Origin of the sequence: Mesorhizobium sp. M1295 (assembly GCF_040318135.1) — a bacterium.
Lineage (GTDB): Bacteria > Pseudomonadota > Alphaproteobacteria > Rhizobiales > Rhizobiaceae > Mesorhizobium.
Genome location: NZ_JAMYLU010000004.1, coordinates 76,912 through 97,475, shown reverse-complemented (window position 1 = coordinate 97,475; position 20,564 = coordinate 76,912). Strand labels below are relative to the sequence as shown.

Here is a 20,564-nt window from a genome sequence, read left to right as displayed (position 1 = left end):
AGCATGTCGGTAACAAGAGAACCAAACGGCGCCCCGGAGCCGGCTACCGCGGAAAAGCGCACGACGACGCGCGACCGCCCCTTCGAACCCGTCGACTACGGGCTTTACGCGCTGACGGTCATCGCCTGGAGCGCATCGTGGTTCGCGATCGAACTTCAGGTCGGCAGCGGCGTATCGAACGAGGTCAATCTGGTCTGGCGCTTCGCCATCGCCACGCTGCTGATGTTTGCCTGGGCCGGTTTTTCCGGCGGGCGGCTCCGCTTTCCGATCACCGATCATCTGCGCTTTGCTGTGCTCGGCATCCTCATCTTCTCATCGAACTTCCTGTTTTTCTATTACGGCGCCGGCTATCTCGTCAGCGGATTGCTCTCGGTCGTCTTCTCGCTCGCCTCGGTCATCAACATGCTGCTCGGTGCCTTGGTCATCGGCGAGCGCCCGGCGCCGCGCATTCTCGCCGGCGGCGTTATTGGCTTCGCCGGCATAGCGCTGATGTTCTTTCCCGAAATTGCCGCGAACGGGCTTTCAGGCAGGACGTTGGTGGGCCTTCTGCTGTGCCTCTGTGGCACGCTGAGCTTCTGCGCCGGTAATCTCGTCTCCGTCGCAAACCAGCGCCGCGGCCTGCCGCTCGTTTCAACCAGCGCCTGGGGCATGCTCTACGGCACTCTGTGGTCGGCGTTCCTGGCCTTCCTGCTCGGTGAGCCGTTCGTGTTCGCGACGACCGCCTCTTATATCGGCTCGCTGGTCTTCCTCGCCGTCATATCCACGGTCATGGCTTTCGCCGCCTACCTGACGCTGCTCGGACGCATTGGCGGCGCCCGCGCCGGCTATGCGACCGTCATATTTCCCGTCTTTGCGCTTTTGATCTCCACGGCGCTGGAAGGCTATGCCTGGACCGCTTACGCGATCATCGGGCTCGTCCTCGTCGCCGCCGGGAACGTCCTGGTCATTCGCGGAGGACGGCGCTGACGCATGGAATGCCTGCCGAATGCCGCCGCCTTCCGGTGCGCGGGCCGCGGTTCTGTCGAGCTTGACTCTCTGCATGGTCTGTCTAAGCTTGCGGTCAATGGGTCAGACCAATGTACCAGGGGCGAGCCGGGGAGGGAACTAAACCGCATGCCGATCCAGGCCGTTGAACCACGCCGGCTATACCGACAGGTCGCCGATCAGCTCAGGCAACTGATCGATGCCGGCGAGTTTTCCGTCGGCGACCGTCTGCCGACCGAGCGGGATCTGGCCGACCAGCTCGGAATTTCCCGCCCGACGGTCCGTGAAGCGCTGATAGCGCTGGAGGTCGAAGGCCGCATACGCATCCGCGTCGGCTCGGGCATCTACGTCACCGATCCGCCGAGCGCCCCCGCCTCCGAACCCGAAATCGAGGAAGGCCCGTTCGAGCTGTTGCGCGCGCGCGAATTCGTCGAAGGCGCGATCGCCGCCGAAGCTGCTCTCCACGTCCGGCCTGCAGATATCGAACGGCTCGACGACGTGCTGCGCCGGATGGAGGCCATGCGTCACCCCAACAAGATGACCATTACGCTCGACCGGGAATTCCATACTGCAGTCGCCGGCATTCTCGAGAACGCGGTGCTGGTGCGCTTCATCGGCGAGCTCTTCGACCAGCGCATGAACCCGTACTTCGAACGCCTGTCGATCTATTTCGAGACCAACGATTCCTGGCAGATAGCGGCAAAGGAGCATCGTGCCGTGCGCGATGCGATTGCCGCGCGCGACCCCGAGCGGGCCAAGGCCGCCATGCAGCAGCATCTGCGCCAGTCGCAAATCAGATTCTCACGCAATTTCGATGAGAGAGCCGCAGCCAAGGAGGTTGCGGAATAGCAGTTGGCCGGGGGGAGATCCGGCCGTCAAATCCAACCAGGGAGGAATTAGATGCTGAGAAAATACGCAGTTCTGCTCGGTGCGATCGCCGCAATTGCCATACCCATGGCGTCGGCCTCGGCGGAAACGGTCCTGAAATGGGCACATGTCTACGAGACGACGGAGCCCTTCCACACCGAATCCGTGTGGGCGGCCGACGAGATCAAGAAGCGCACCCAGGGCCGCTACGCCATCGACGTCTATCCGGCCTCGCAGCTTGGCAAGGAAGCAGACATCAACCAGGGCCTGATGCTCGGCACCGTCGATATCATCATTTCCGGATCGAGCTTCGCAGCGCGCGAATATCCACCGATCGGCGTCATCTATTTCCCATACACTTTCCGCGATGCCGACCATCTGCTGAAATACACCAAGAGCGACGTCTACAAGGCCCTGACCAAGGGCTACGAGGACAAGACCGGCAATCACATCGCCGCCACCACCTATTATGGAACGCGGCAGACCACCTCGAACCGGCCGATCGCCAAGTGCTCCGACATGCAGGGCTTGAAGATGCGCGTCCCCGACGTGCCCGCCTATCTAGCCATGCCGCGTGCCTGCGGCGCCAACACCGCGCCGATTGCCTTCGCCGAGGTCTATCTCGCCCTGCAGAACGGCACGGTCGAGGCCCAGGAGAACCCGCTGACCACCATCGAGGCGAAGAAATTTTACGAGGTGCAGAAGAACATCGTGCTCACCGGCCATATCGTCGATCATCTCAACACCATCATATCGGCGTCGCGCTGGGCCTCGCTTTCCGACGAGGACAAGAAGATCTTCACCGAGGTGATGCAGGAGGCTGCCGCCCGCGCCACGGCGAAGATCGTCGCCCGCGAAAAGGAACTGGTGCAGGTATTCAAGGACCGCGGCATCAGCGTAACCGATGTCGACCGTGCCGACTTCGAGAAGAATGTGCTGGAGAAGGTCACCTTCGAGGAATTCGGCTACAACAAGGCCGATTGGGAAGCGATCCGCGCCATCAAATAGGGCATCGGGAAATCGGATGCTCAATCAAGAGGATAGGGCGGCAATCGGATTCGCCGCTTTAACCTGCCCATCCGTCCGGCTTGAAATTGTGCCGGACGGCCTTTCCAATCCTTGACGACCACCAGCTTCGGGAGCCCGCGCCAATGGCCGAGGAACACCACACCGAGATCACCGTCGAAGAGATCGCCCACGCCTTCGAGGAGGTGCCGGTACACGTCGACCTGTCGGACCACGGTATCGAGGACTGGATCACGCTTGCCGTGTTCTGGGGCATGGTCGTCTGTGTCTTCCTGCAGTTCTTCACCCGCTATGCGCTGAACAACAGCCTTGCCTGGACCGAGGAGATCGCCATCAACGCGCTCGTCGTCGTCGTTTTTCTCGGCGCCGCCATGTGCGTGCGCCTTTCGCGCCATATCCATGTCGATGTGCTTTACCACTATCTGCCGGAGCGCGTTGGCCGCTGGCTGGCGCTCGCCGTCGATATTATCCGCATTGCATTCTTCGCCTACGGAACATGGCTGATGTGGCGCTACGTCACGATCGTGGCGCATGAGCGCATGGTCACAGTCAACCTGCCGCGGCGCTGGTTCTTCTACGCCGTCTTGGCTGGCTTCGTGCTGATGCTTCTGCGCTCGATCCAGGTCTTCATCGGCAATTACAGGCGCGGCTATTCGGTGCTCGAGCGTCCCGGGGCGTTCGAGACGGCGGGGGTCTGAGCGATGCTGCTTCTGGTAGGGGGCTTTCTTGTCCTGATGCTCATCGGCGTGCCGGTCGCCGTTTCGATGGCGGCCGCCTCGATCCTTTACCTCGTCATCTACGGCGTGGCGCCCGATATCATTGCGGCCCAGCGCATGATCGCCGGGGTCGAGAGCTTTCCACTGCTCGCCGTTCCCTTCTTCATCCTGGCCGGCAACCTCATGAACATCGCCGGCGTCACCGGGCGCATCTATTCCTTTGCCCTTGCCCTGGTCGGCTGGATGAAGGGCGGCCTGGCGCAGGTCAACATCATCGGATCGGTGATCTTTTCCGGCATGTCGGGCACCGCGCTCGCCGACGCCGCCGGCATTGGCACGATCGAGATCAAGGCGATGAAGGACCACGGCTATCCTATCGACGCCGCGGTCGGCGTCACCGCCGCTTCCGCCACGCTCGGGCCGATCTTTCCGCCCTCGCTGCCCTTCGTCATCTACGGCATGATGGCCAATGTCTCGATCGGTGCGCTGTTCATGGCCGGCATCCTGCCCGGCGTGGTCATGACCGTGCTGATGATGATTACGGTTGCCATCTTTGCCTACAGTCGCGGCTGGGGTTCCGACACACCTTTCGAGCTTCGGCGGCTCGCCGAAGCAGCAGGCGAGGTGCTGGTGGTGGCTGCCTTTCCGATTGGCTGTTACGTGCTTGTGCAGCTTGGCCTGTCGATCAATATCGCGGTCGGCATCGCGCTGCTGGTGCTGGTCGCGGCGGACTGGTATTTCGACTTCTCCGCGGTCATGGCGCTGATGACGCCGGTCATCCTGATCGGCGGCATGACGATGGGCTGGTTCACGCCAACCGAAGCCGCGATGGCGGCTGTCATCTGGTCGCTTTTCCTCGGGCTGGTGCGCTACCGCACGATGACGCTGCGTTTGCTTGCCAAGGCCAGCTTCGACACGATCGAAACGACCGCCTCGGTGCTCTTCATCGTCACCGCCGCATCGATCTTCGCCTGGCTGCTCACCGTCAGCCAGGCAGCGCAGCTGTTTTCGAACTTCATTTTCGCGCTCACCGAAAACAAGTGGGTGTTCCTGATCCTGGTCAACATCCTGATGCTGGTGGTCGGCTGCTTCCTCGATACGATCGCCGCGATCACGATTCTGGTGCCGATCCTGCTGCCGGTTGCCGCCGTCTACGGCATCAACCCGGTGCATTTCGGGCTGATCATGACGCTCAACCTGATGATCGGGCTTTTGCACCCGCCGCTCGGCATGGTGCTGTTCGTGCTGTCACGTGTCGCCAAGCTTTCTGTCGAGCGCACCACCATGGCGATCCTGCCGTGGCTGGTGCCGCTTATCGTGGCGCTGCTTCTGATCACCTTCATACCCGCCATCACGCTCTGGCTGCCGACCGAGATGGGCTTGATCCGGTGAGCGGCCAGGTGGTTGCCGCGACGCTGTTCGGCCCGCAGGACCTGCGCGTCGTGGAGCGTCCGCTCGAACCGCTGGCGCCAGGCATGGTGCGGGTGCGCTTCGAGGCCGGGGGCATCTGCGGCTCCGACCTGCATTATTTCCGCCATGCCCGTACCGGCGATTTCGTGGTGACCTCGCCGCTTGTCCTCGGCCACGAAATCTCAGGCGAAATCGTCGAGATCAATGGCGCGGCACCCGGCCTGGGCGTCGGCGACCACGTCGCGGTCAATCCGTCGCGCTGGTGCGGGCATTGCGCGCGATGCCTGGAAGGCCGCGCCAATCTCTGCGAGAACATCTATTTCATGGGCTCGGCATCGAAGACGCCGCATATGCAGGGCGGTTTCGCCAGTCTGTTCGACGCCAAGCCCGCGCAATGTTTCAAGGTTCCATCTGATGTGGCCTACCAGGCGGCGGCGCTTGCCGAGCCGTTGGCGGTCAGCCTGCACGCCGTCGCGCGGGCGGGCGACATCAGGGGCCGCAACGTCATCCTGTTCGGTGCCGGCCCCATCGGTCTCTTGACCATGCTCGCGGCCAGGCTTGCCGGCTGCGCTGAACTGACCGTCGCCGACATCGCCGCCGCGCCGCTCGCCTTCGCCGGCAGGTTGGGTGCCGACAGGACGATCGACATTGCCAGCGGCGACGGCGAGCTCCAGGCGCTCGCCGCCGGCGGTTCGCTTGACGTGGCGTTCGAGATTTCAGGCACTGCCGCAGGCCTTGCCGCGGCAATCGCCAGCGTCCGGCGCGGCGGCACGGTGGTCCAGGTCGGCAATCTTCCCAATGGCCAGATCCCGCTGCCCGCCAATGCGGTGATGGCCAAGGAGATCGACCTCAAAGGCACCTTCCGCTTCGGCAGCGAGTTCGGTCGCGCAGTCGACCTCATTGTGTCGCGGGAGGTGGACGTCCTGAAGCTGGTGACGGCGGAGCGCACGCTTTCCTCCGCCCCCGATGCGTTCCGACTTGCCGCCGACCGCACTCAGAGTGTCAAGGTCGTGCTGACCGCGGACTGATTGAGGATTCGCAACGTCCCTGTTTTTTACGAGCCCATTTGGCGCTTCACCGTGCAGGTACAAACAGAGGATGTGCGACGGACCGTGCCGGCTTCCCAGCATCAGGATAGAGCATACGCGTGTAACCATCATAAGCCGATGCCGCGCTTCTTTCCCAGGCTCCAATCCACGCCCCCCGTATCTGAGCACACGACCCCGGTAACTTGATTACCCAATCGCTTTTCGAGCGACGGCGACCAGGGCACCAGCTTGAATTCGAGTCCATTATCGATCATCGCGAGCCGGCCTGAAGCCAGCAAAAAACGCCGCCGGTAAATCCCAGCCACATGATTGCCGTTGGGAGCCTTCGTGAATGACAGGCCCGTCTCGGCGGCGATGCGGGCACCAAGCGATTCCACCTCATGATCGTGTAGTGTATCGATCAGATTGCGGGCAAGAATGACGCGCTGTCCCTCGCGCCTGGCCAGATCGCGGCTGACAAGGTGATCTACCCGATCTTGCAGTGCCTGTCCTACGTCCTTGCCAAAGCCGCCGTCACCGAATTCGGCGGGCTCGCGTGCAACGAGTTGGCGATCGAGCCAAGTCGCGCCGGAAGCATGGACCTGCTGTTCGATTGAGAGGTCGGAGCGGACGGCGAGCGTGACCCGGCCACCGCCATTTGCACTCGCATCGCGACACAACTCCACGACCGAGCCCGGGTCGGAATCTCCCGCCGCATCAGGATCATGGAAGCGAATGTGGTGCGTGCGTCCATCGATGCCATCGACGATGGCATAGGCCGCGCCGCGCCGTTCGTCATCAAGGCCGCGTTCGAGCAGTCGGCCGATCACGGGCGCATCAATTTTTTCGGCGGCCAGCACGTAGTCGGCTGTCCCCTTTTCTAGCCCATGCACGGTGAGACTGCGGTGCATGCGCTTGATGATGTCGCCGCGTTCACCGAGGGCGCGCAAAGTGGCCTCGGCCTCTTCGACCACCATCCATTGGCCGGGACGGATCTCGTTCGCGAGACCCAGGCGTTCCAGTTGCCGCAGCCGGCCGACTTTGAGCCCCAGGAACTGGTCGGGATGGCGATCAGGGTGTGGCGCGAGATCAATGATACCATGACGGTCGGCGTCACGAGCAAGCTGGCGATCGAGCTGCGTCCAGCGCTCAGTGTCGACTTGGTGCTCGATGGCCTGGCGGATGTCGAGGTCGGTGCGGAGCCCAAGCGTCTGGGTGAGAATGTCGCTCGCCCGATCGCGCATGCCCTGGCGGATGTAGTCGCGCGAGATGACAAGACTCTCGCCATCGTCGGCAACGCCGCGAACGAGGATGTGAACGTGCGGATGTTTGGTGTTCCAGTGATCGACGGCTACCCAGTCAAGCCTCGTGCCGAGGTCGCGCTCGATGTCGACCATCAGGTCACGAGTGAAGTTCTTGAGCTCGCCGAGCTCCATTGCGTCGTCCGGTGAAACGATGAAACGGAAGTGATGCCGATCGTCCTTGCAGCGATCGCAGAAGGCGTCATGATCTGCCTCTTTGGTGTCAGGGCCGAACATCCTCGCCTTCTCACCATCCCGTGTAACACCTTCGCGGCGAAGATATTTGAGATGGGTGGCGAGTGGCGCAGACCCTCTGAACTGCCGCACCACACGGGTCTTGACGACGGCGCCGCGTGAGCGGTCAGAGATGAGGCGACTGGCGCGGATGCTCGCTGATCTGCCGCGGCCAAACGTTGAAGCTCGCGGGGAGGTGATCCGACCCTCGCGTGTAAGGTGACCGCCGGCGCGCTGTGTGGCCGCAAGAGCCTGGAAGATGAAGGGTCGTGCGCGCTGGCCGGCGCGGGAGCGGATACGACCCGGGCGGACGCGAAAGCTATCGTCACGCGTCATGCTAGGCGGCCACGAGGTGCGGTTTCCATTGAAAGACTGAAAAAATGGGAATAGCGCACATCGCTGATTGTGGCAGCACATCGCGAAATGAGTCGAAAATTGTAAGGAAAACAATCGGCCGATCCGAGCCGCACCTCGCGGCCCTTTATCCTGCCACTCTCTCTGTCCTCATCTGCGGACAACCCTTCCGCCGCAATTTCCGCGACGGAACAGGCCGGAATGGAATTGAGGAGGAACGTGGCGATCATCGCGATATGACTAAAGAGGGCTGAGCGAATAGGCCGGAAACAGCGTGGTTCGATTGGAAATCGGTTTCACCCGGCCGTGGCTCGATCGCAGTCAGGTCCGCAACAGGATGGCCCATTGGCGACCGCATCGCGGACGAATGAATCGCCGCAAAGATCGTCTCGGCATAACCATTGCCATCCGATGCAGCGGCGTTCCGAATGTCATGGGGATGCGCAAAGATCGTTGCACGGAGTGAGCTGGCTCTGCCCCTTCTTTGCCGCGCGCGCCGCGGACTGAGAACTGCACCATCGAGCAGCGGCGCGAGTTTCCTGACGTAGTCGACCGTCTCGCGTGGCAGCGGCCGGCCGGTTGAGAGATGTTCCCTGTACCGACCAGGACCGGCATTGTAAGCGGCAAGAAAGCCGCTGCGCCCGAAGCTGTCGAGCATTTCGCGAAGATATGCCGCACCTGCAAGAATGTTGTCACGCGGTTGATAGGGATCGTCACCGAGACGGTATTTGATGCGCAGTTCTTCCCAGGTCGCCGGCATGATCTGCATCAAGCCCATTGCGCCCTTGCTTGAAAGCGCACGAACATCGCCGACGCTCTCAACATGCATGACGCCGCGCAGCAACCGCTCTGGAATGGCGAAGCGTTTTGACGCTTCCCGGATATGCCGCGACCACGGGCCTGCCGACAAGATCGTCGACTCGAAGTGCGCCGGCCGTTCACCAGCAGAGGAAGCCGCTGCAACAGTTTCGGGCGCCACGAAGCCGAGCATGACACATGCGGCAAACGTCGTCATGCCTCTGTGGGCTGCATCCCGCAGACCGCAGAACCGATGCGCCGCCAGCCTGCGACGGTGTTCGCTTCCGTTAAGGGCAGGGGCTCGCCGATCGAACCGGCTTTGCCAAAACTGTGATGAAATCTGCGTCCGGAGCCACAAGCAAGTGTCCGGCCCTCTGTGGGCTGCCTCGCGGGCGGTCGGGTCGAAGGGTTTAACCGGCGCCCAATGGATCAAAAGGATTGGCGAGAAAGATTCGTCGAAGGGCTCCAGAAGCATTTGTTCAGCCTCGCCCGTCGCGCTTCGATGATCGGTTCCAGTGCATGCTCCAGACGCTGTTCTCTGCATCGGACCGGAACAGCTTGGCGCGGATCGGCTGCGTAAAGGACGGGTCGTCAATTGAGACGGAGAGGTAATCCCCAGCCTTGTCTCCGGCGCGGTCCCAAGCCGCACCGACCGCCGTCCCTTCGCAATAGATCAGATGGTCGGGCGCGTTTTCGGTTTTGGATTTCTCGGCAGGCAGAATGGCAATCTTCGCCTCGATCGTTAGCGTGGAGAGATTGCCGAAGAAGCCGTCATCGTTGCGCGTGAATGTTCCGATCTGAGTCATTGCAGTGCTCCTTTCATGGGTGTTAGTGCACGTCGAACCGAGCCGTCACGGCTCGCTAGCAAGGGGATCGTTGGTGAATTCCAGCACCGGAGTGGTGGGCTCCGTGGTCCAGACGGGAAGCGCGCGGCCAACGATTGATGAGAGCGGGAGCGGGCCGAAATAGCGGCTGTCAAAACTGTCGGCTGCACCCGGGTTCATAAGGAAGACGTCCGCCTCGGCAATGTCGCGGCAGCCCTGCCAGATGGGCAGGGGTCGACCGCGACTGTCACGCTCGCGCGCATGTCCATACGTCTTGCCGTTGACGATGATCGTTGTGCCTTGGCGACAGACGGTTGCGCCCCCCAGTGCCAAAATACGCTTCAGGAGCGGCACATTTTTCGGCAGATACCCGCGTCTTGCCATGAAGGCCGCCAATGGCTCGGGCGGCATGATGACGGCGATATTGGCAATACCGATTTTGTCGGCCGGCTGGACGCGGTAGAGCCCGACGGGGATGCTCGCCGATGCGTTCCAGATGGACAGCGGCGGATGGCTAATCCATGCCGGCGCCGCGGCGAGCACTACGCCGCCAACCATCGTGGCGATGATCTTTGTGCGCTTGCTCATGACTCGATCCCGGGGCGCAGCAGGCAAGTTTTACGACGCTTGGCCGTGTATGGACTCGGCTGCTCGCGTGCGCCTATCCGGCTGTGGACATGCCGCCGTTTACGCAGCGACATGAAGATCAGGGTTTGCTGCTGTTTCGCCGCTACCAGGCGGCGCGGTTGCAATCTCCTGGCTTGCGCGTGGATGGTTTGCGACGCAGCCCAGACCAGGATGGCAGCGTTCCAAATCGTTGCCATGCCGTGCACACTTGCCGCCTCAACGCAGGTCGATTCTTCGCCCGCATGAGAGTGGATCGGTGTCAGGCGGCCGGATTTCACCATCAAGACGAGCTGCCAGGCCACAACGTCCCGCGTGCCGGGTGGAGGGAAGCCGGATGAGGGGACATGAGGCAGCGCAAATTGCTGCTGAACGGTCTCGCGATACGGCATTTCGGTGCGCCACAGATCAGGAGCTGCGGTCGCGCCTGCCGACATAGGCGGGCGCGCGGGCTGCATGGGGTTTTGCCGGCGGAACATAGGTCGCGTTGGCATCGCTGGTGGAGGTGCGTGCGCCCAGGTCTATCCAGGCGTGCAGGTCGTTGATGTCGTAGAGAACGCGCCCGCCGACCTTTCGGTATTTTGGGCCGGTGCCGTAGGTCCGGTGCTTTTCGAGTGTGCGGGCGCAGAGCCCGACGATGGGTGCTGCCTCCTTCGTGCGCAAATACTTTTGGGGCGCGTCCGCGGGACCCTTCGACATCGCTCGATCTCCATTCGGTTCTGCTGTCGTCCTGGCCTGCCGGGACGCGCGAAGTGGACCATGATCGAAATGAGGAAAGGCGAGGGAGGGCAAAGATGGGGGGGTGCGTTTTTGCTACCCCGAAGAAGGACTTCGGCGGCCGGACCTTTCGCTGCGGTTGTGGGGGTAGAAGAGAAGATCGCGATAGCCGCCGGCGACAAAAAAAGCTGCACGGCGTAAGATAGCTCGGACCTTGTGGCGGAGATGATGATCACGCCAATCTCGCGGCACAATCGGCTCTTGCGAAAACAGCACCTCCGCGAGCTGACGATAGGTTGCACCCGTGCGTTGACCATCATGTGCGCGTAAATTGAGGATATGCCTGGTCTTGGTCTGTTGCGGCAGCGCGCCGTAAGATGGACTGGCTGCCCGGCCGTTCAGTGCGCGCCAGAACCGGCGCGCTGCATCGAGCCGCGTCTCGAATGCAGCGTCGAGCGGCAGAAGGATAGCGTTGAATTCACCGGCGCGGTCGTCAGCGACGAGATGACTTTTCCCAATTAAGGTAGACCAAATAATGTGAAGGCCTTCGTCCTGCGGCCAAACGCTGGCTCCGCCAAGGCTGGAAGGTTGAACTGTCTGGTGGGATGCAGGTACCCGCATGACCCGGAGCACGCGCGGCGAGGCCTGTTCCGTCCAGATGATATTGTCAGCTTTCGGAAGTCCGGCAGCGGCAGTTTTGAAATCGCGCGCCCCAACGGGCGGCGAGATCGGGCTGACCGGCAGGTTCTCCAGAACCAGCGGATTGCGATGCAAGCTGGCTGCACTCTGCCACGAATTCGTCATTCCGGATCAGATACTCGGCAGCGAACTCCGTAGCCTGGTAGCTGCACATATGTGCATACGCCGCCGGATCGGTCCAATCGCCTTGCACTGCTCCTGTCCTCTCCGCGTACCCGGATGTGAGGCGTCGGCGTCAACATTCAGGGGGATAAGGAAGTTGGATAGTTGGAGAATCGGCAAACCATTATGCCGATTCAGCAAGGTGGAGCGCCGGTCGCGTCAGTGCGGAGCGCCGCCAGCGAGAAGATATCGGTAGCCGCTGGTCGTCATCCATCGCGCGCGAGCAAGATGGGTCTCCCAGGACCGGAACGCTCGTTCCGGCTCCTGCTCCGGGTCTATATGCAAGACGATCCTGGCCACCTCCTGCCAATCGGCATCTTCCGCTGCCGCATCAAGCAGGCGAATGTAGGTGAGCAGACGCTCCTCGTCATAGCCGGTCAGGACCGGGGCATCCGGCGCAATGTCGGCGACATCAGGATCGAGCAGCGGTTTAAGCATGGTATTTGACCGTTCATATTTCGATCGCGATCTCGAAGGAGCCGTCCTTTAGATCGAGCACCAATCATAGCGAATAGGAACGATCATTCCTAGAACGATAGTTCCCTTTCTGGTCCCTAATCCGTCATGAATCTCAAGGAGATCATGGCGGCCAACATGCGTCGTCTGCGCCATGACCAGAACGTGACGCAGGAGGAACTGGCCGCCCGCTCTGGACTGAGCATGCGTTACGTGGGATCGATCGAGCGCGCTCGGGTCTCGGCCAGCATCAGTGTTCTTGGGAGGATCGCCACTGCGCTGAATGTGGAGCCTTGCGAGTTGATCAGAAAATCGGCACCGTGAGTTGACGCGGGAAGCACCGCGAATTTTCGATGATCGGCGAGGCAACATGCAAGAATGAAGTCGCCAGTCGCGAACACGACCGGTAGTCGCCCCACAGTCCGACGGAGCTCGTTGCGCAGCGACTGCGCTCAACTTGTCGGATGAAAGGAGATCGGCCCCGCCCTGTTCGTCCGGGCGGAGCCTTGGTCGGGCCCTTACTCGGCGTTGCGGCGCCCGTTGGGGCGGGACCAGATGAGGCTGAAGCCTTCGCCTTCCTCATCGTTGAAGAGGTTGGCGTAGATCGGAGCAGTGAAGCTCGGATCGTCCAGCTTCATGCCGAGATAGTCGCGGCCGTCATTGGAGCGCTTGGACCATGCGGCGCCGATCTCGACCTGCCCGACGAAGACACGGTGGCTGGGGGCGCTGTCGCCAGAGCGGTTGGTCTCGGGCACGACCCGGACGTTCTTGGTCTGGAGCGAGAGGGTCACGATTTCGCCGGTGAACTCGTTGTTGCCGGCCCTCTTGAAGGTTCCGATTATCGCCATGAGTTTTCTCCTTGAACTCTGTTTCGAGCCCGCACCGTTGCGGCCTCGATGGCGATCGGCGGGCCGGGGGCGATCGACGCCGCATCGCTTGCGACCGCAGCGCCAGCGGAGGATGGCAGCCAGGCGACTTTGTTGTTTGGCGAGGAATGACGGCGTAGCCGGCAGGGGAAGAAAGTCGATCGGCGCCATTGCGGCTTAGGCGATCGAGGCGCAGCCGATCTTCGGCCAGATCAGCCCATTAAAGAGGCCGTTTGGAGCGGCCCACCAGATAGAGACATCAACGGAGAACCTGGCGATACCGTCGCTGGCGAAATCCCGGCTACGACGATCAGCGGCGTCGATGCTCCTCTGTACAGGCATCGCGAGTCGCAAGCTGTTGTCAGCACCGCGCTTAAGACACGGTTCAAGTCACGGCTGACGTGCATCGCCGGATATCCGCGATCTTTGGAACGAGACGGCACGCCGTGGTGGATTCGAGCTGTGCGTCGCGCCATGCCGTGTCAGCGACAACGCTAACAATGCGACGGCCGGTCAGAAACAAGCATCCTGCCCACGCCGGTTGTTCGGTGAGTTCGCCCAGATCCAGCCCCTGTTCGGTTGAACAGGCGTCGTTATTCGCAGCTGTGATGCCAGCTGCGACGCAGCTGAAACGTTGACGGCAAGCGTGACGGCGTCGCGCGCCTTTGCTAGGGCGCGGACTTGAGTATCGCATAAGACGGGCGGCGCCGCGCTGCCCCATCGCGGCCGTATCGTACAATCGAAAAAAGGGTAGGGGCGGGCAGCGCTTACGCGCCGCCTCCCTTGGGGCGGAAGTCGAGGACTGGGATGCCGAGCTTTTTTGCCTTGTCAGCAAGATTGTCCTGAATTCCGGTCCCGGGAAAGACGATGACGCCTATCGGCAGCAACTCCAGCATTGCGTCATTGCGCTTGAACGGGGCGGCTTTGGCATGCTTTGTCCAATCAGGGGCAAAGCCGATTTGGGGTACCTTGCGATGGTCTGCCCAACAGGAGGCGATCTTTTCGCCACCCTTCGGCGATTTCCCGTGCATCAAGACCATGTCTGGATGCCGGGCGTGGACCTGGTCGAGCTTGGCCCAGATCAGCTGGTGGTCATTGAAGTCGAGCCCAGCGGTGAAGGCGATTTTCGGGCCAGGTGGCAGAAGGACTTCCTGCGAGGCGCGTTTCTTGGCGCTGAGAAAGTCGCGGCTGTCGATCAGCGCAGAGGTCAGGTTGCGGTGGTTGACCATCGATCCGCTGCGCGGTCGCCAACTTGATCCGGTGTGGCGCTCGTAGTGCTCCGCGGCCTGATCACGCATCAGTTCGAAGGCGCATTGGCGTTCGATCAGCGTCTGCCCTTCGGCTGTCAGGTGTTCCAGCTCGACGGATTTCACTTCGCTGCCGTCTTGCTCACGCTGGCTGCGGCGTTGCGCCTGCTCGTTGTGGTCGAGTTCGCGCTCGATTCGATCTGCGGCGCGGTGAAAGATGTTGACGGTCGACCACAGAAGATCGTCGAGATCGGGCTCGAGGCGACTGTCTTGCAGTGCCACGATGAGGGCGTCGAAGATGTCAGCGATCGCGCCGGCGACGCAGTGCCCCTCTGGAAGCGGTCGAGGATCAGGCTCATCTGCGAAGGGTCGGTAGCCATAGAGCTGGAGTTCGGTGAGGACTTGGTCGATGGGTGAAGACGAGTGCTGTGGTTCGTAGTCGTCATGCTCGCTCATTAGATGCTCCGCCGGTTGGACCGCGACCTCGCGGCCTTCATGGCGACGGAAGCCGGCGGACGGGACGGACCTGCACCCGCAGCGAAGCGAAGGGCCGGAGTGTCAGCGGAGGAGGGGGAAGGCCGGCTATTTTGCTTCGCGATGGAAAGCGCTCCCTTGGGAGCGCGCCGGAAAATAGTCGGCCGAAGACATTGCGGGTCCGGGTCGTTTGCTGGCCGATCGCCCTCTCGAAGGCCCGCAGGCGCGGTTCTCTCCGACTTCGGGGGGCATTCGAGCGATGCAAGCGACAGCGGACAGGTTGTTCGTTTCGAATTATCCCGCCACTGCCATGAAACGGGCGATGTCCTGCGGGGCGAGCTGGACACGCGCGCGTGCTCGAAGATCATCCACGCCAAGCGTACAGAGATCTTCGTTGAAGTCTCCAAGTGCCGGCGAGAGCACGATCGCCTCAATCCCGGCAGCATTCGCTCTTTTGATCAAGGTGTCACGCGCGCTGTCGCCGGCTGGATCGGCATCGCGCACGATGTAGAGCCGTCTCAGCGTGAGGGGGAACAGCATGGCAGCGAGATGGGCTGCCGAGAGTGCCGCTGCCATAGCCATATCGGGCAGGATGCACCGAAGCGACAAGACGGTCTCGATGCCTTCGCCGCCCGCCATGACGTCGCCCGGCAGGCCAAAGCGAACCGCGTGACCGAGAAGATCGCCCATCGCGCGCTTCGGCGTACCGACCGGTGCCTTGCCCCTGCCGGAAGGATCAAGCCAGGTGCGATGTGCGCCAGTCAAATGGCCGTCGAGATCGGTGACGGAAGCGATCATCGCCGGCCAGGTCTCAGTCGGCGCATGTTCGTGGGGCCGGTAGTAGCAGCGCGGGTGAAAACGCAGGCTTTCGGTCCCGTGCAAAGCGGCAATGCTGCGGTTGCGCAGATACGCCTCTACGACCGTACCCGCAATCGGCTGCGACATCGCAAACAGCCGACGCGCTGCTTCCGATGATCCTGATGGCGTGTCTACCGATTTCGGCCGGGGAGAAATCTGCTCTGGTTCGGGATGCGGCAAGCCGAGAAACGTCATTGCTTCATTCGCAACGTCCTTGAAGTTGCTGAAGCCGCGGCTTTCGCGAATGACGTCTAGAAGGTCGCCATGCTCGCCAGTCGCCGCATCGGCCCACTTGCCGGCGGCTCCTTTTCCGTTCGCTGACCCGACGAGCCGCACGAACATTGAGCGGCCCGGCGTGTTTTGCACATCGCCGACAAGCCAGTAGCGGCCCTCGCGATGCCCGTTCGAAAGATAGTAGCGACAAACCGCCTCAGCGTGCCGGCCGAGGCGGTGCGCCAGTTCTGACGCATCGTGGCGGGCCATCACGCATCCTCCCGCGTGTCGATGCGCTGGACTGGATAACCCTTCAGCAACTTGCCCAGAATTGCGGGTCCAGATGCGTCGGCGGGCACGAACATGCGCAGCTTCCAGGAGATGATCTCTCGGAAGAGGCCGTAAGCCGAAAGACGGTCACGCATTGTGTCGTTGAAGCCCGTCAGCTCGATTCGGCTGACGCCCATGAGGCGGCTGCGCCGAAGCTGCAGACCATCGACGAGGTCGAGGATCGTTCGACCGCCCAGAAGCGCAACGAAAGCATCACTGGCTGTGATCGAAGGCGAGCTTGTTGCCAGTGCGCCCGCGATCCATGCTGGCGGGACCTGACGACCGATGATGCGCTCGCCATCGTCAGTCTGGAGCCGGTACACACGTGAGAATTCCCTGGGCAGACGCTTCCAGATCGGCAGCAGCATGCCGGCAACGACATGGATAGTGCTGTCCGTGAATTCGGGCACGTCAGCCGTCTCGGCACTCCAGGCGTCAGCGAATGCAGCCTGCTCAGCCTCAACCCAGTGGCTCTCCGCCATCATCTTCAATGAGGCCTGATGGTGCTCCATCGGCCGGATCAGCCGGACTCGCCATTCGATCTCGCCGTTGTCGAGCATCAGCGCTGGCGCTGGCACCTGTACGGCGGCGCGGCCGGATCGGTTGTTGACCAGGAGCTTCGCGCGGGGATCGTGAAGCTGAGCAAGGGCATCGGCAAGTGAAACGGGTCGGTTGCGCTTGCGCTGGGCGATGGTCAGCAGTCGCGTTTCCGCACCGGTGGCGGCATGGACATGGATGACGCGTCGCTCGGTGACGACGAAGCTCTCCGCACGCAGTGTTTCCAAGCCGATGTCGTAGGCACCGGAGGCGATGGCGCCCTCGATTTTCGCATTCAGCAATTGCTCGAAGGCCGTAAACAGGGCGGTTTGAAGCGGGATGGTAAGCGCCAGCAGCCGATTGAGGAAGGTCGTGATCGGCGGCAGCTCGTCCTTGATGCCGGTGGAATCCGTCAGTGTTAGGCCGGTCGCTTCCTCGAACATCTGGAGTGAGCAGCCGTCCACCTTGCCGCGAACCAGCAGCAGGTAAAGCTGCCGCAGCGCGTCGCGGGCATAGTGCGACTCCAGATTGTCCTCAGGGCGAAATAGGCCCTGGCCGCCGGTCTGGCGCTGGCCGCGCGTAATGGCGCCCAATGTGTCGAGGCGCCGGGCTATCGTCGAGAGAAAGCGCTTCTCAGCCTTCACATCGGTCGCAACCGGCCGGAACAGCGGCGGCTGCGCCTGGTTCGTGCGGTTGGTGCGCCCCAAGCCCTGGATGGCGGCATCGGCCCTCCAGCCCGGCTCGAGCAGATAGTGAACTCGAAGGCGGCGGTTCTTCGCAGTGAGATCAGCGTGATAGCTGCGGCCAGTGCCACCGGCGTCGGAAAACACCAATATGCGCTTGCAGTCATCCATGAATGCCTGTGCCTCGGCGAGATTGGCCGATCCGGCGCGGTTTTCGACGACAAGGCGATCGATGCCTCGAGTGCTGGTCTTGCGCACGATGCGGCGCGACCGGCCTGTCACTTCCGCTACGAGGTCGGTGCCGAAGCGCTGTACGATCTGATCGAGTGCCCCCGGGACGGGGGCGAGTGAAGCGAGTTGCTCGATGAGGTGATCGCGGCGGGCGACCGCTTCGCGGCTCTCGACGGGCTGGCCGTCACGATAGACCGGACGTGACGACAAATTGCCTTCGCTGTCGGTGAACGGCTCGTAGAGTTGCACGGGGAAGGAATGCTGCAGATACGAGAGGACATATTCGCGCGGCGTGATGTCGACGCGAACGTCGTTCCATTCCTCGGTTGGAATTTCCGCGAGGCGCCGTTCCATCAGCGCCTCGCCGGTCGAGACGATCTGGATGACGGCGGCATGGCCTTGATGGAGATCGCGCTCGATCGAGCGTATCAGGGTCGGCGTCTTCATGCCGGTGAGCAAATGGCCGAAAAAGCGCTGTTTCGTGCTCTCGAAAGCCGAACGTGCAGCCGACTTTGCCTGACGGTTCAGTGTCCCGGTCTCGCCTGTGACGTTGGCGGCCCGCATCGCGGCGTCGAGATTGTTATGAATGACGCTAAACGCTCCGGCATAGGCGTCGTAGATGCGGGTCTGCTCGGAGGTAAGCTGGTGCTCGACCAGCTCGTATTCGACACCATCGTACGAGAGCGATCGGGCCGTATAGAGACCGATTGCGCGGAGGTCTCGGGCCAGCACTTCCATGGCGGCAACGCCGCCAGCCTCGATCGTCTCGACAAATTCGGCCCTGGTCGCAAAGGGCAAATCGTCGCCACCCCACAGGCCCAAACGCTGCGCGTAGGCGAGGTTGTGGACGGTGGTTGCTCCCGTCGCCGAGACATAGACGACGCGGGCGTTCGGCAGGGCGTTTTGGAGGCGGAGCCCGGCGCGTCCCTGCTGTGAGGCGGCGACGTCGCCGCGTTCTCCCTTCCCGCCTGCCGCGTTCTGCATAGCGTGGCTCTCGTCGAAAATGATCACTCCGTCGAAGTCGGTGCCCAACCATTCGACGATCTGCCGCACGCGCGAGATCTTCTCACCGCGTTCGTCGGAGCGCAGCGTGGCGTAGGTGGTGAATAGGACCCCTTGATCGAGGCGGATGGCCTTGCCCCGCGGGAACCGCAACAGCGGCGTGACCAGCAGGCGCTCCATGCCGAGAGCAGACCAGTCGCGCTGGGCGTCTTCGATCAGCTTGTCGGATTTGGAGATCCACATCGCCTTGCGGCGGCCCTGCATCCAACTGTCCAGGATGATGCCTGCTGACTGGCGGCCCTTGCCGGCGCCCGTCCCGTCGCCGAGCATGAAGCCCCGGCGGAATCGCACGGCGTGCGCGGCATCGTCGCGCGCGGCAGAGACAAGGTCGAAGGTGTCGTCCACCGTCCAGGAACCGGTGAGGAACTCCGAATGGGCCTCGCCGGCATAGATGACTGTTTCTAGCTGCGCGTCGGACAAGAGGCCGTCGCTGACAACCTTGGCAGGAAGAATCGGCCGGTAGCTCGGCTTCGGCGGGGCAACGGATGCCATTGCCGCCGATTGGACCAGCTTGGTCGGATGCGGATGGGCGCCCGGAATGCGGATCGCCTGCAACCCGTACTCCTCATAGATGCCATCGGTGATGCGCCTACTTTCGGCAGGCGTCCAGTCCAATGTCTCGTAAGCAAGCGCGGTGCCTTCCGGCTCGGCAAGGCTGCGCACCGGAGTGGGACCGGCGGATCTGGCGAGATAGCCGCGCACGCCGCGCGCGGTGGGCCCCGTCGCCTTGACGGCGGGCACGAAAGCCGAAGCGCTGACCGGCAGTCGCGCGGGAACATGCTTGTCAATCCAGGCGATCAGTGTGGCGACATCGGGCGCCATGCCGGCCGATGCTGGAAGGGTGCCTCGTTTGTCGGCCGGCAGTTTGTCGATGACGGTCAGCCGGGTCTCGACGGTGGTGCCATGCCTGGCGTAGACGGCGCCGTCGATCGCGGCGGTGAACACGACGCGACCGCGCTCCTGGAGCCTGACGAAGGACTCGCGCCAGATGGGCAGCTCTGGGGAAAAATTTGCGCCAGTGATTGCGACAAGCCGCCCGCCCTCGGCGAGCCGGGCCAGCGCAGAGGCGACGTGACGATAGGCAGCGTCGGACACGCGGCCGCTGACGTTAGCAAGCACCGAGAACGGCGGGTTCATCAGCACGACGCTTGGTGCAATGCCGGGATCGAGATAATCATCGATCTGCGCTGCGTTGAAGCGAGTGACGGGGATGGCCGGAAAGAGCAATGAGAGAAGCCCGGCGCGGGCCTCGGCCAGTTCGTTGAGCAGCAACGTGCTGCCACTGATCTCGGCCAGAATAGCAAGTAACCCGGTGCCGGCGGAGGGCTCAAGCACGCGGTCGGCAGGGGTGATTGCCGCGGCAGTAACGGCCGCCAGACCGAGCGGAATGGGGGTGCTGAACTGCTGAAGCGCTTCGGTCTCTTCGGAGCGGCGCGTGTGAGTTGGGAACAGGCCGGCGATCTTGCCCAGCATCGGAAGTGCGGCGGCCGCAGAACCGGCTTTGCGGAAAAGCGACTTTCCGTATTTGCGCAGGAACAGCACCGTCGCGACTTCGCAAGCGTCATAGGCTGATTTCCAGTCCCATGCGCCGGACGCATCGGAGGCACCGAAGGCAGCTTCCATGGCCGAGCGAAGGCTCGAGACGTCGACGCGCTGACCGCGTTCGAGATGGGGCAGAAGAAACTGCGCCGCGCTGTGGATGGCGGCAGCTGGTTCGACAGCCGGGGATGAGACAAGCGGAAGCGGCACTGCCGGAGCGGCAGTCTTCGAAGAAACATCAAACATGGAGAAAACCTCGAGGAGAGCGGAACGGGAATGAACCGGGCGGCCCTCTCTCTCGACCAATCCGGCTCAAATCCGCCC

20 protein-coding genes are annotated in these 20,564 nt (G+C 62.5%); 7 read left to right on the top strand and 13 right to left on the bottom strand.

The annotated features are described in order from the left end of the window. Positions 1 to 3 precede the first annotated feature (3 nt). From NKH29_RS07845 to NKH29_RS07820, 6 genes are all read left to right on the top strand, one after another. Complete coding sequence (locus NKH29_RS07845) at positions 4 to 966, top strand: DMT family transporter (RefSeq protein WP_023717038.1); 963 nt, start codon at positions 4 to 6, stop codon at positions 964 to 966. Positions 967 to 1,113: 147 nt separating this feature from the next. Further along, positions 1,114 to 1,833, top strand: a complete 720-nt coding sequence (locus tag NKH29_RS07840) for a FadR/GntR family transcriptional regulator (RefSeq protein ID WP_031193403.1) — start codon at positions 1,114 to 1,116, stop codon at positions 1,831 to 1,833. A 51-nt stretch (positions 1,834 to 1,884) separates the two neighbouring features. Next, entirely contained in the window at positions 1,885 to 2,859 is a 975-nt protein-coding gene (locus tag NKH29_RS07835; RefSeq protein WP_502911223.1) for a sialic acid TRAP transporter substrate-binding protein SiaP, read from the top strand. 143 nt (positions 2,860 to 3,002) lie between these two features. Next, positions 3,003 to 3,575 (top strand): TRAP transporter small permease, encoded by a 573-nt coding sequence (locus NKH29_RS07830; RefSeq protein WP_023717040.1) that lies wholly within the window; start codon positions 3,003 to 3,005, stop codon positions 3,573 to 3,575. Positions 3,576 to 3,578: 3 nt separating this feature from the next. Beyond that, a complete protein-coding gene (locus NKH29_RS07825) occupies positions 3,579 to 4,985 on the top strand; it encodes a TRAP transporter large permease (protein ID WP_352483860.1) in 1,407 nt (468 codons plus the stop codon). Next, positions 4,982 to 6,031, top strand: coding sequence for an L-idonate 5-dehydrogenase (locus NKH29_RS07820; RefSeq protein WP_023717042.1), 1,050 nt, complete (start codon positions 4,982 to 4,984; stop codon positions 6,029 to 6,031). The genes NKH29_RS07825 and NKH29_RS07820 overlap by 4 nt, the downstream gene beginning before the upstream one ends. Before the next feature lie 128 nt (positions 6,032 to 6,159). On the opposite strand, the gene NKH29_RS07815 is transcribed toward NKH29_RS07820, so the two are convergent. From NKH29_RS07815 to NKH29_RS07775, 9 genes are all read right to left on the bottom strand, one after another. After that, the gene (locus NKH29_RS07815) at positions 6,160 to 7,902 is read right to left on the bottom strand and encodes a relaxase/mobilization nuclease domain-containing protein (RefSeq protein ID WP_023717043.1); all 1,743 of its coding nucleotides are present in this window, start codon (positions 7,900 to 7,902) and stop codon (positions 6,160 to 6,162) included. Positions 7,903 to 8,146: 244 nt separating this feature from the next. Further along, the gene (locus tag NKH29_RS07810) at positions 8,147 to 8,911 is read right to left on the bottom strand and encodes a lytic transglycosylase domain-containing protein (RefSeq protein WP_352999329.1); all 765 of its coding nucleotides are present in this window, start codon (positions 8,909 to 8,911) and stop codon (positions 8,147 to 8,149) included. Positions 8,912 to 9,197: 286 nt separating this feature from the next. Beyond that, positions 9,198 to 9,524, bottom strand: coding sequence for a DUF736 domain-containing protein (locus NKH29_RS07805; protein ID WP_023717045.1), 327 nt, complete (start codon positions 9,522 to 9,524; stop codon positions 9,198 to 9,200). A 45-nt stretch (positions 9,525 to 9,569) separates the two neighbouring features. After that, positions 9,570 to 10,130, bottom strand: a complete 561-nt coding sequence (locus NKH29_RS07800) for a S26 family signal peptidase (protein WP_023717046.1) — start codon at positions 10,128 to 10,130, stop codon at positions 9,570 to 9,572. Continuing rightward, complete coding sequence (locus NKH29_RS07795; RefSeq protein ID WP_352999327.1) at positions 10,127 to 10,558, bottom strand: replication initiator protein A; 432 nt, start codon at positions 10,556 to 10,558, stop codon at positions 10,127 to 10,129. Before NKH29_RS07795 ends, NKH29_RS07800 begins: the two co-directional genes overlap by 4 nt. A gap of 16 nt (positions 10,559 to 10,574) precedes the next feature. Then, positions 10,575 to 10,865, bottom strand: coding sequence for a helix-turn-helix transcriptional regulator (locus NKH29_RS07790; RefSeq protein WP_023717048.1), 291 nt, complete (start codon positions 10,863 to 10,865; stop codon positions 10,575 to 10,577). 114 nt (positions 10,866 to 10,979) lie between these two features. Next, positions 10,980 to 11,504: a DUF2285 domain-containing protein gene (locus tag NKH29_RS07785; protein WP_352483885.1), complete on the bottom strand. Its 525-nt coding sequence runs from the start codon at positions 11,502 to 11,504 to the stop codon at positions 10,980 to 10,982. Positions 11,505 to 11,550: 46 nt separating this feature from the next. Next, positions 11,551 to 11,736 carry a transcriptional regulator domain-containing protein gene (locus NKH29_RS07780; protein ID WP_352483886.1) on the bottom strand — a complete coding sequence of 62 codons (186 nt, stop codon included), beginning with the start codon at positions 11,734 to 11,736 and terminating at the stop codon, positions 11,551 to 11,553. A gap of 167 nt (positions 11,737 to 11,903) precedes the next feature. Then, entirely contained in the window at positions 11,904 to 12,182 is a 279-nt protein-coding gene (locus tag NKH29_RS07775; RefSeq protein ID WP_023717050.1) for a DNA -binding domain-containing protein, read from the bottom strand. Positions 12,183 to 12,308: 126 nt separating this feature from the next. Here NKH29_RS07775 and NKH29_RS07770 point away from each other — a divergent pair, with 126 nt between their 5' ends. After that, positions 12,309 to 12,524, top strand: a complete 216-nt coding sequence (locus NKH29_RS07770; RefSeq protein WP_023717051.1) for a helix-turn-helix domain-containing protein — start codon at positions 12,309 to 12,311, stop codon at positions 12,522 to 12,524. A gap of 194 nt (positions 12,525 to 12,718) precedes the next feature. Here NKH29_RS07770 and NKH29_RS07765 read toward each other — a convergent pair whose 3' ends face one another. The 4 genes from NKH29_RS07765 to NKH29_RS07750 all read right to left on the bottom strand — a co-directional run bounded on the left by NKH29_RS07765 (position 12,719) and on the right by NKH29_RS07750 (position 20,486). After that, positions 12,719 to 13,048, bottom strand: a complete 330-nt coding sequence (locus NKH29_RS07765) for a DUF736 domain-containing protein (protein ID WP_023717052.1) — start codon at positions 13,046 to 13,048, stop codon at positions 12,719 to 12,721. Between the two features lie 785 nt (positions 13,049 to 13,833). Continuing rightward, positions 13,834 to 14,769, bottom strand: coding sequence for a DUF2493 domain-containing protein (locus NKH29_RS07760; RefSeq protein WP_023717055.1), 936 nt, complete (start codon positions 14,767 to 14,769; stop codon positions 13,834 to 13,836). Between the two features lie 312 nt (positions 14,770 to 15,081). Then, entirely contained in the window at positions 15,082 to 16,128 is a 1,047-nt protein-coding gene (locus tag NKH29_RS07755; RefSeq protein WP_023717056.1) for a DUF7146 domain-containing protein, read from the bottom strand. Further along, a complete protein-coding gene (locus NKH29_RS07750; protein WP_352483864.1) occupies positions 16,128 to 20,486 on the bottom strand; it encodes a strawberry notch-like NTP hydrolase domain-containing protein in 4,359 nt (1,452 codons plus the stop codon). Before NKH29_RS07750 ends, NKH29_RS07755 begins: the two co-directional genes overlap by 1 nt. Positions 20,487 to 20,564: the final 78 nt, after the last annotated feature.

Excerpts from the sequence above, each read along its gene's own strand:
- NKH29_RS07840 (WP_031193403.1), top strand. The coding sequence starts at position 1,114 with ATGCCGATCCAGGCCGTTGAACCACGCCGGCTATACCGACAGGTCGCC.
- NKH29_RS07760 (WP_023717055.1), bottom strand. The coding sequence starts at position 14,769 with ATGAGCGAGCATGACGACTACGAACCACAGCACTCGTCTTCACCCATC.
- NKH29_RS07805 (WP_023717045.1), bottom strand. The coding sequence starts at position 9,524 with ATGACTCAGATCGGAACATTCACGCGCAACGATGACGGCTTCTTCGGC.
- NKH29_RS07845 (WP_023717038.1), top strand. The coding sequence starts at position 4 with ATGTCGGTAACAAGAGAACCAAACGGCGCCCCGGAGCCGGCTACCGCG.
- NKH29_RS07790 (WP_023717048.1), bottom strand. The coding sequence starts at position 10,865 with ATGTCGAAGGGTCCCGCGGACGCGCCCCAAAAGTATTTGCGCACGAAG.
- NKH29_RS07835 (WP_502911223.1), top strand. The coding sequence starts at position 1,885 with ATGCTGAGAAAATACGCAGTTCTGCTCGGTGCGATCGCCGCAATTGCC.
- NKH29_RS07785 (WP_352483885.1), bottom strand. The coding sequence starts at position 11,504 with ATGCGGGTACCTGCATCCCACCAGACAGTTCAACCTTCCAGCCTTGGC.
- NKH29_RS07755 (WP_023717056.1), bottom strand. The coding sequence starts at position 16,128 with ATGGCCCGCCACGATGCGTCAGAACTGGCGCACCGCCTCGGCCGGCAC.
- NKH29_RS07800 (WP_023717046.1), bottom strand. The coding sequence starts at position 10,130 with ATGAGCAAGCGCACAAAGATCATCGCCACGATGGTTGGCGGCGTAGTG.
- NKH29_RS07750 (WP_352483864.1), bottom strand. The coding sequence starts at position 20,486 with ATGTTTGATGTTTCTTCGAAGACTGCCGCTCCGGCAGTGCCGCTTCCG.
- NKH29_RS07810 (WP_352999329.1), bottom strand. The coding sequence starts at position 8,911 with ATGCTCGGCTTCGTGGCGCCCGAAACTGTTGCAGCGGCTTCCTCTGCT.
- NKH29_RS07795 (WP_352999327.1), bottom strand. The coding sequence starts at position 10,558 with ATGCCGTATCGCGAGACCGTTCAGCAGCAATTTGCGCTGCCTCATGTC.
- NKH29_RS07765 (WP_023717052.1), bottom strand. The coding sequence starts at position 13,048 with ATGGCGATAATCGGAACCTTCAAGAGGGCCGGCAACAACGAGTTCACC.
- NKH29_RS07770 (WP_023717051.1), top strand. The coding sequence starts at position 12,309 with ATGAATCTCAAGGAGATCATGGCGGCCAACATGCGTCGTCTGCGCCAT.
- NKH29_RS07825 (WP_352483860.1), top strand. The coding sequence starts at position 3,579 with ATGCTGCTTCTGGTAGGGGGCTTTCTTGTCCTGATGCTCATCGGCGTG.
- NKH29_RS07815 (WP_023717043.1), bottom strand. The coding sequence starts at position 7,902 with ATGACGCGTGACGATAGCTTTCGCGTCCGCCCGGGTCGTATCCGCTCC.
- NKH29_RS07780 (WP_352483886.1), bottom strand. The coding sequence starts at position 11,736 with ATGTGCAGCTACCAGGCTACGGAGTTCGCTGCCGAGTATCTGATCCGG.
- NKH29_RS07830 (WP_023717040.1), top strand. The coding sequence starts at position 3,003 with ATGGCCGAGGAACACCACACCGAGATCACCGTCGAAGAGATCGCCCAC.
- NKH29_RS07775 (WP_023717050.1), bottom strand. The coding sequence starts at position 12,182 with ATGCTTAAACCGCTGCTCGATCCTGATGTCGCCGACATTGCGCCGGAT.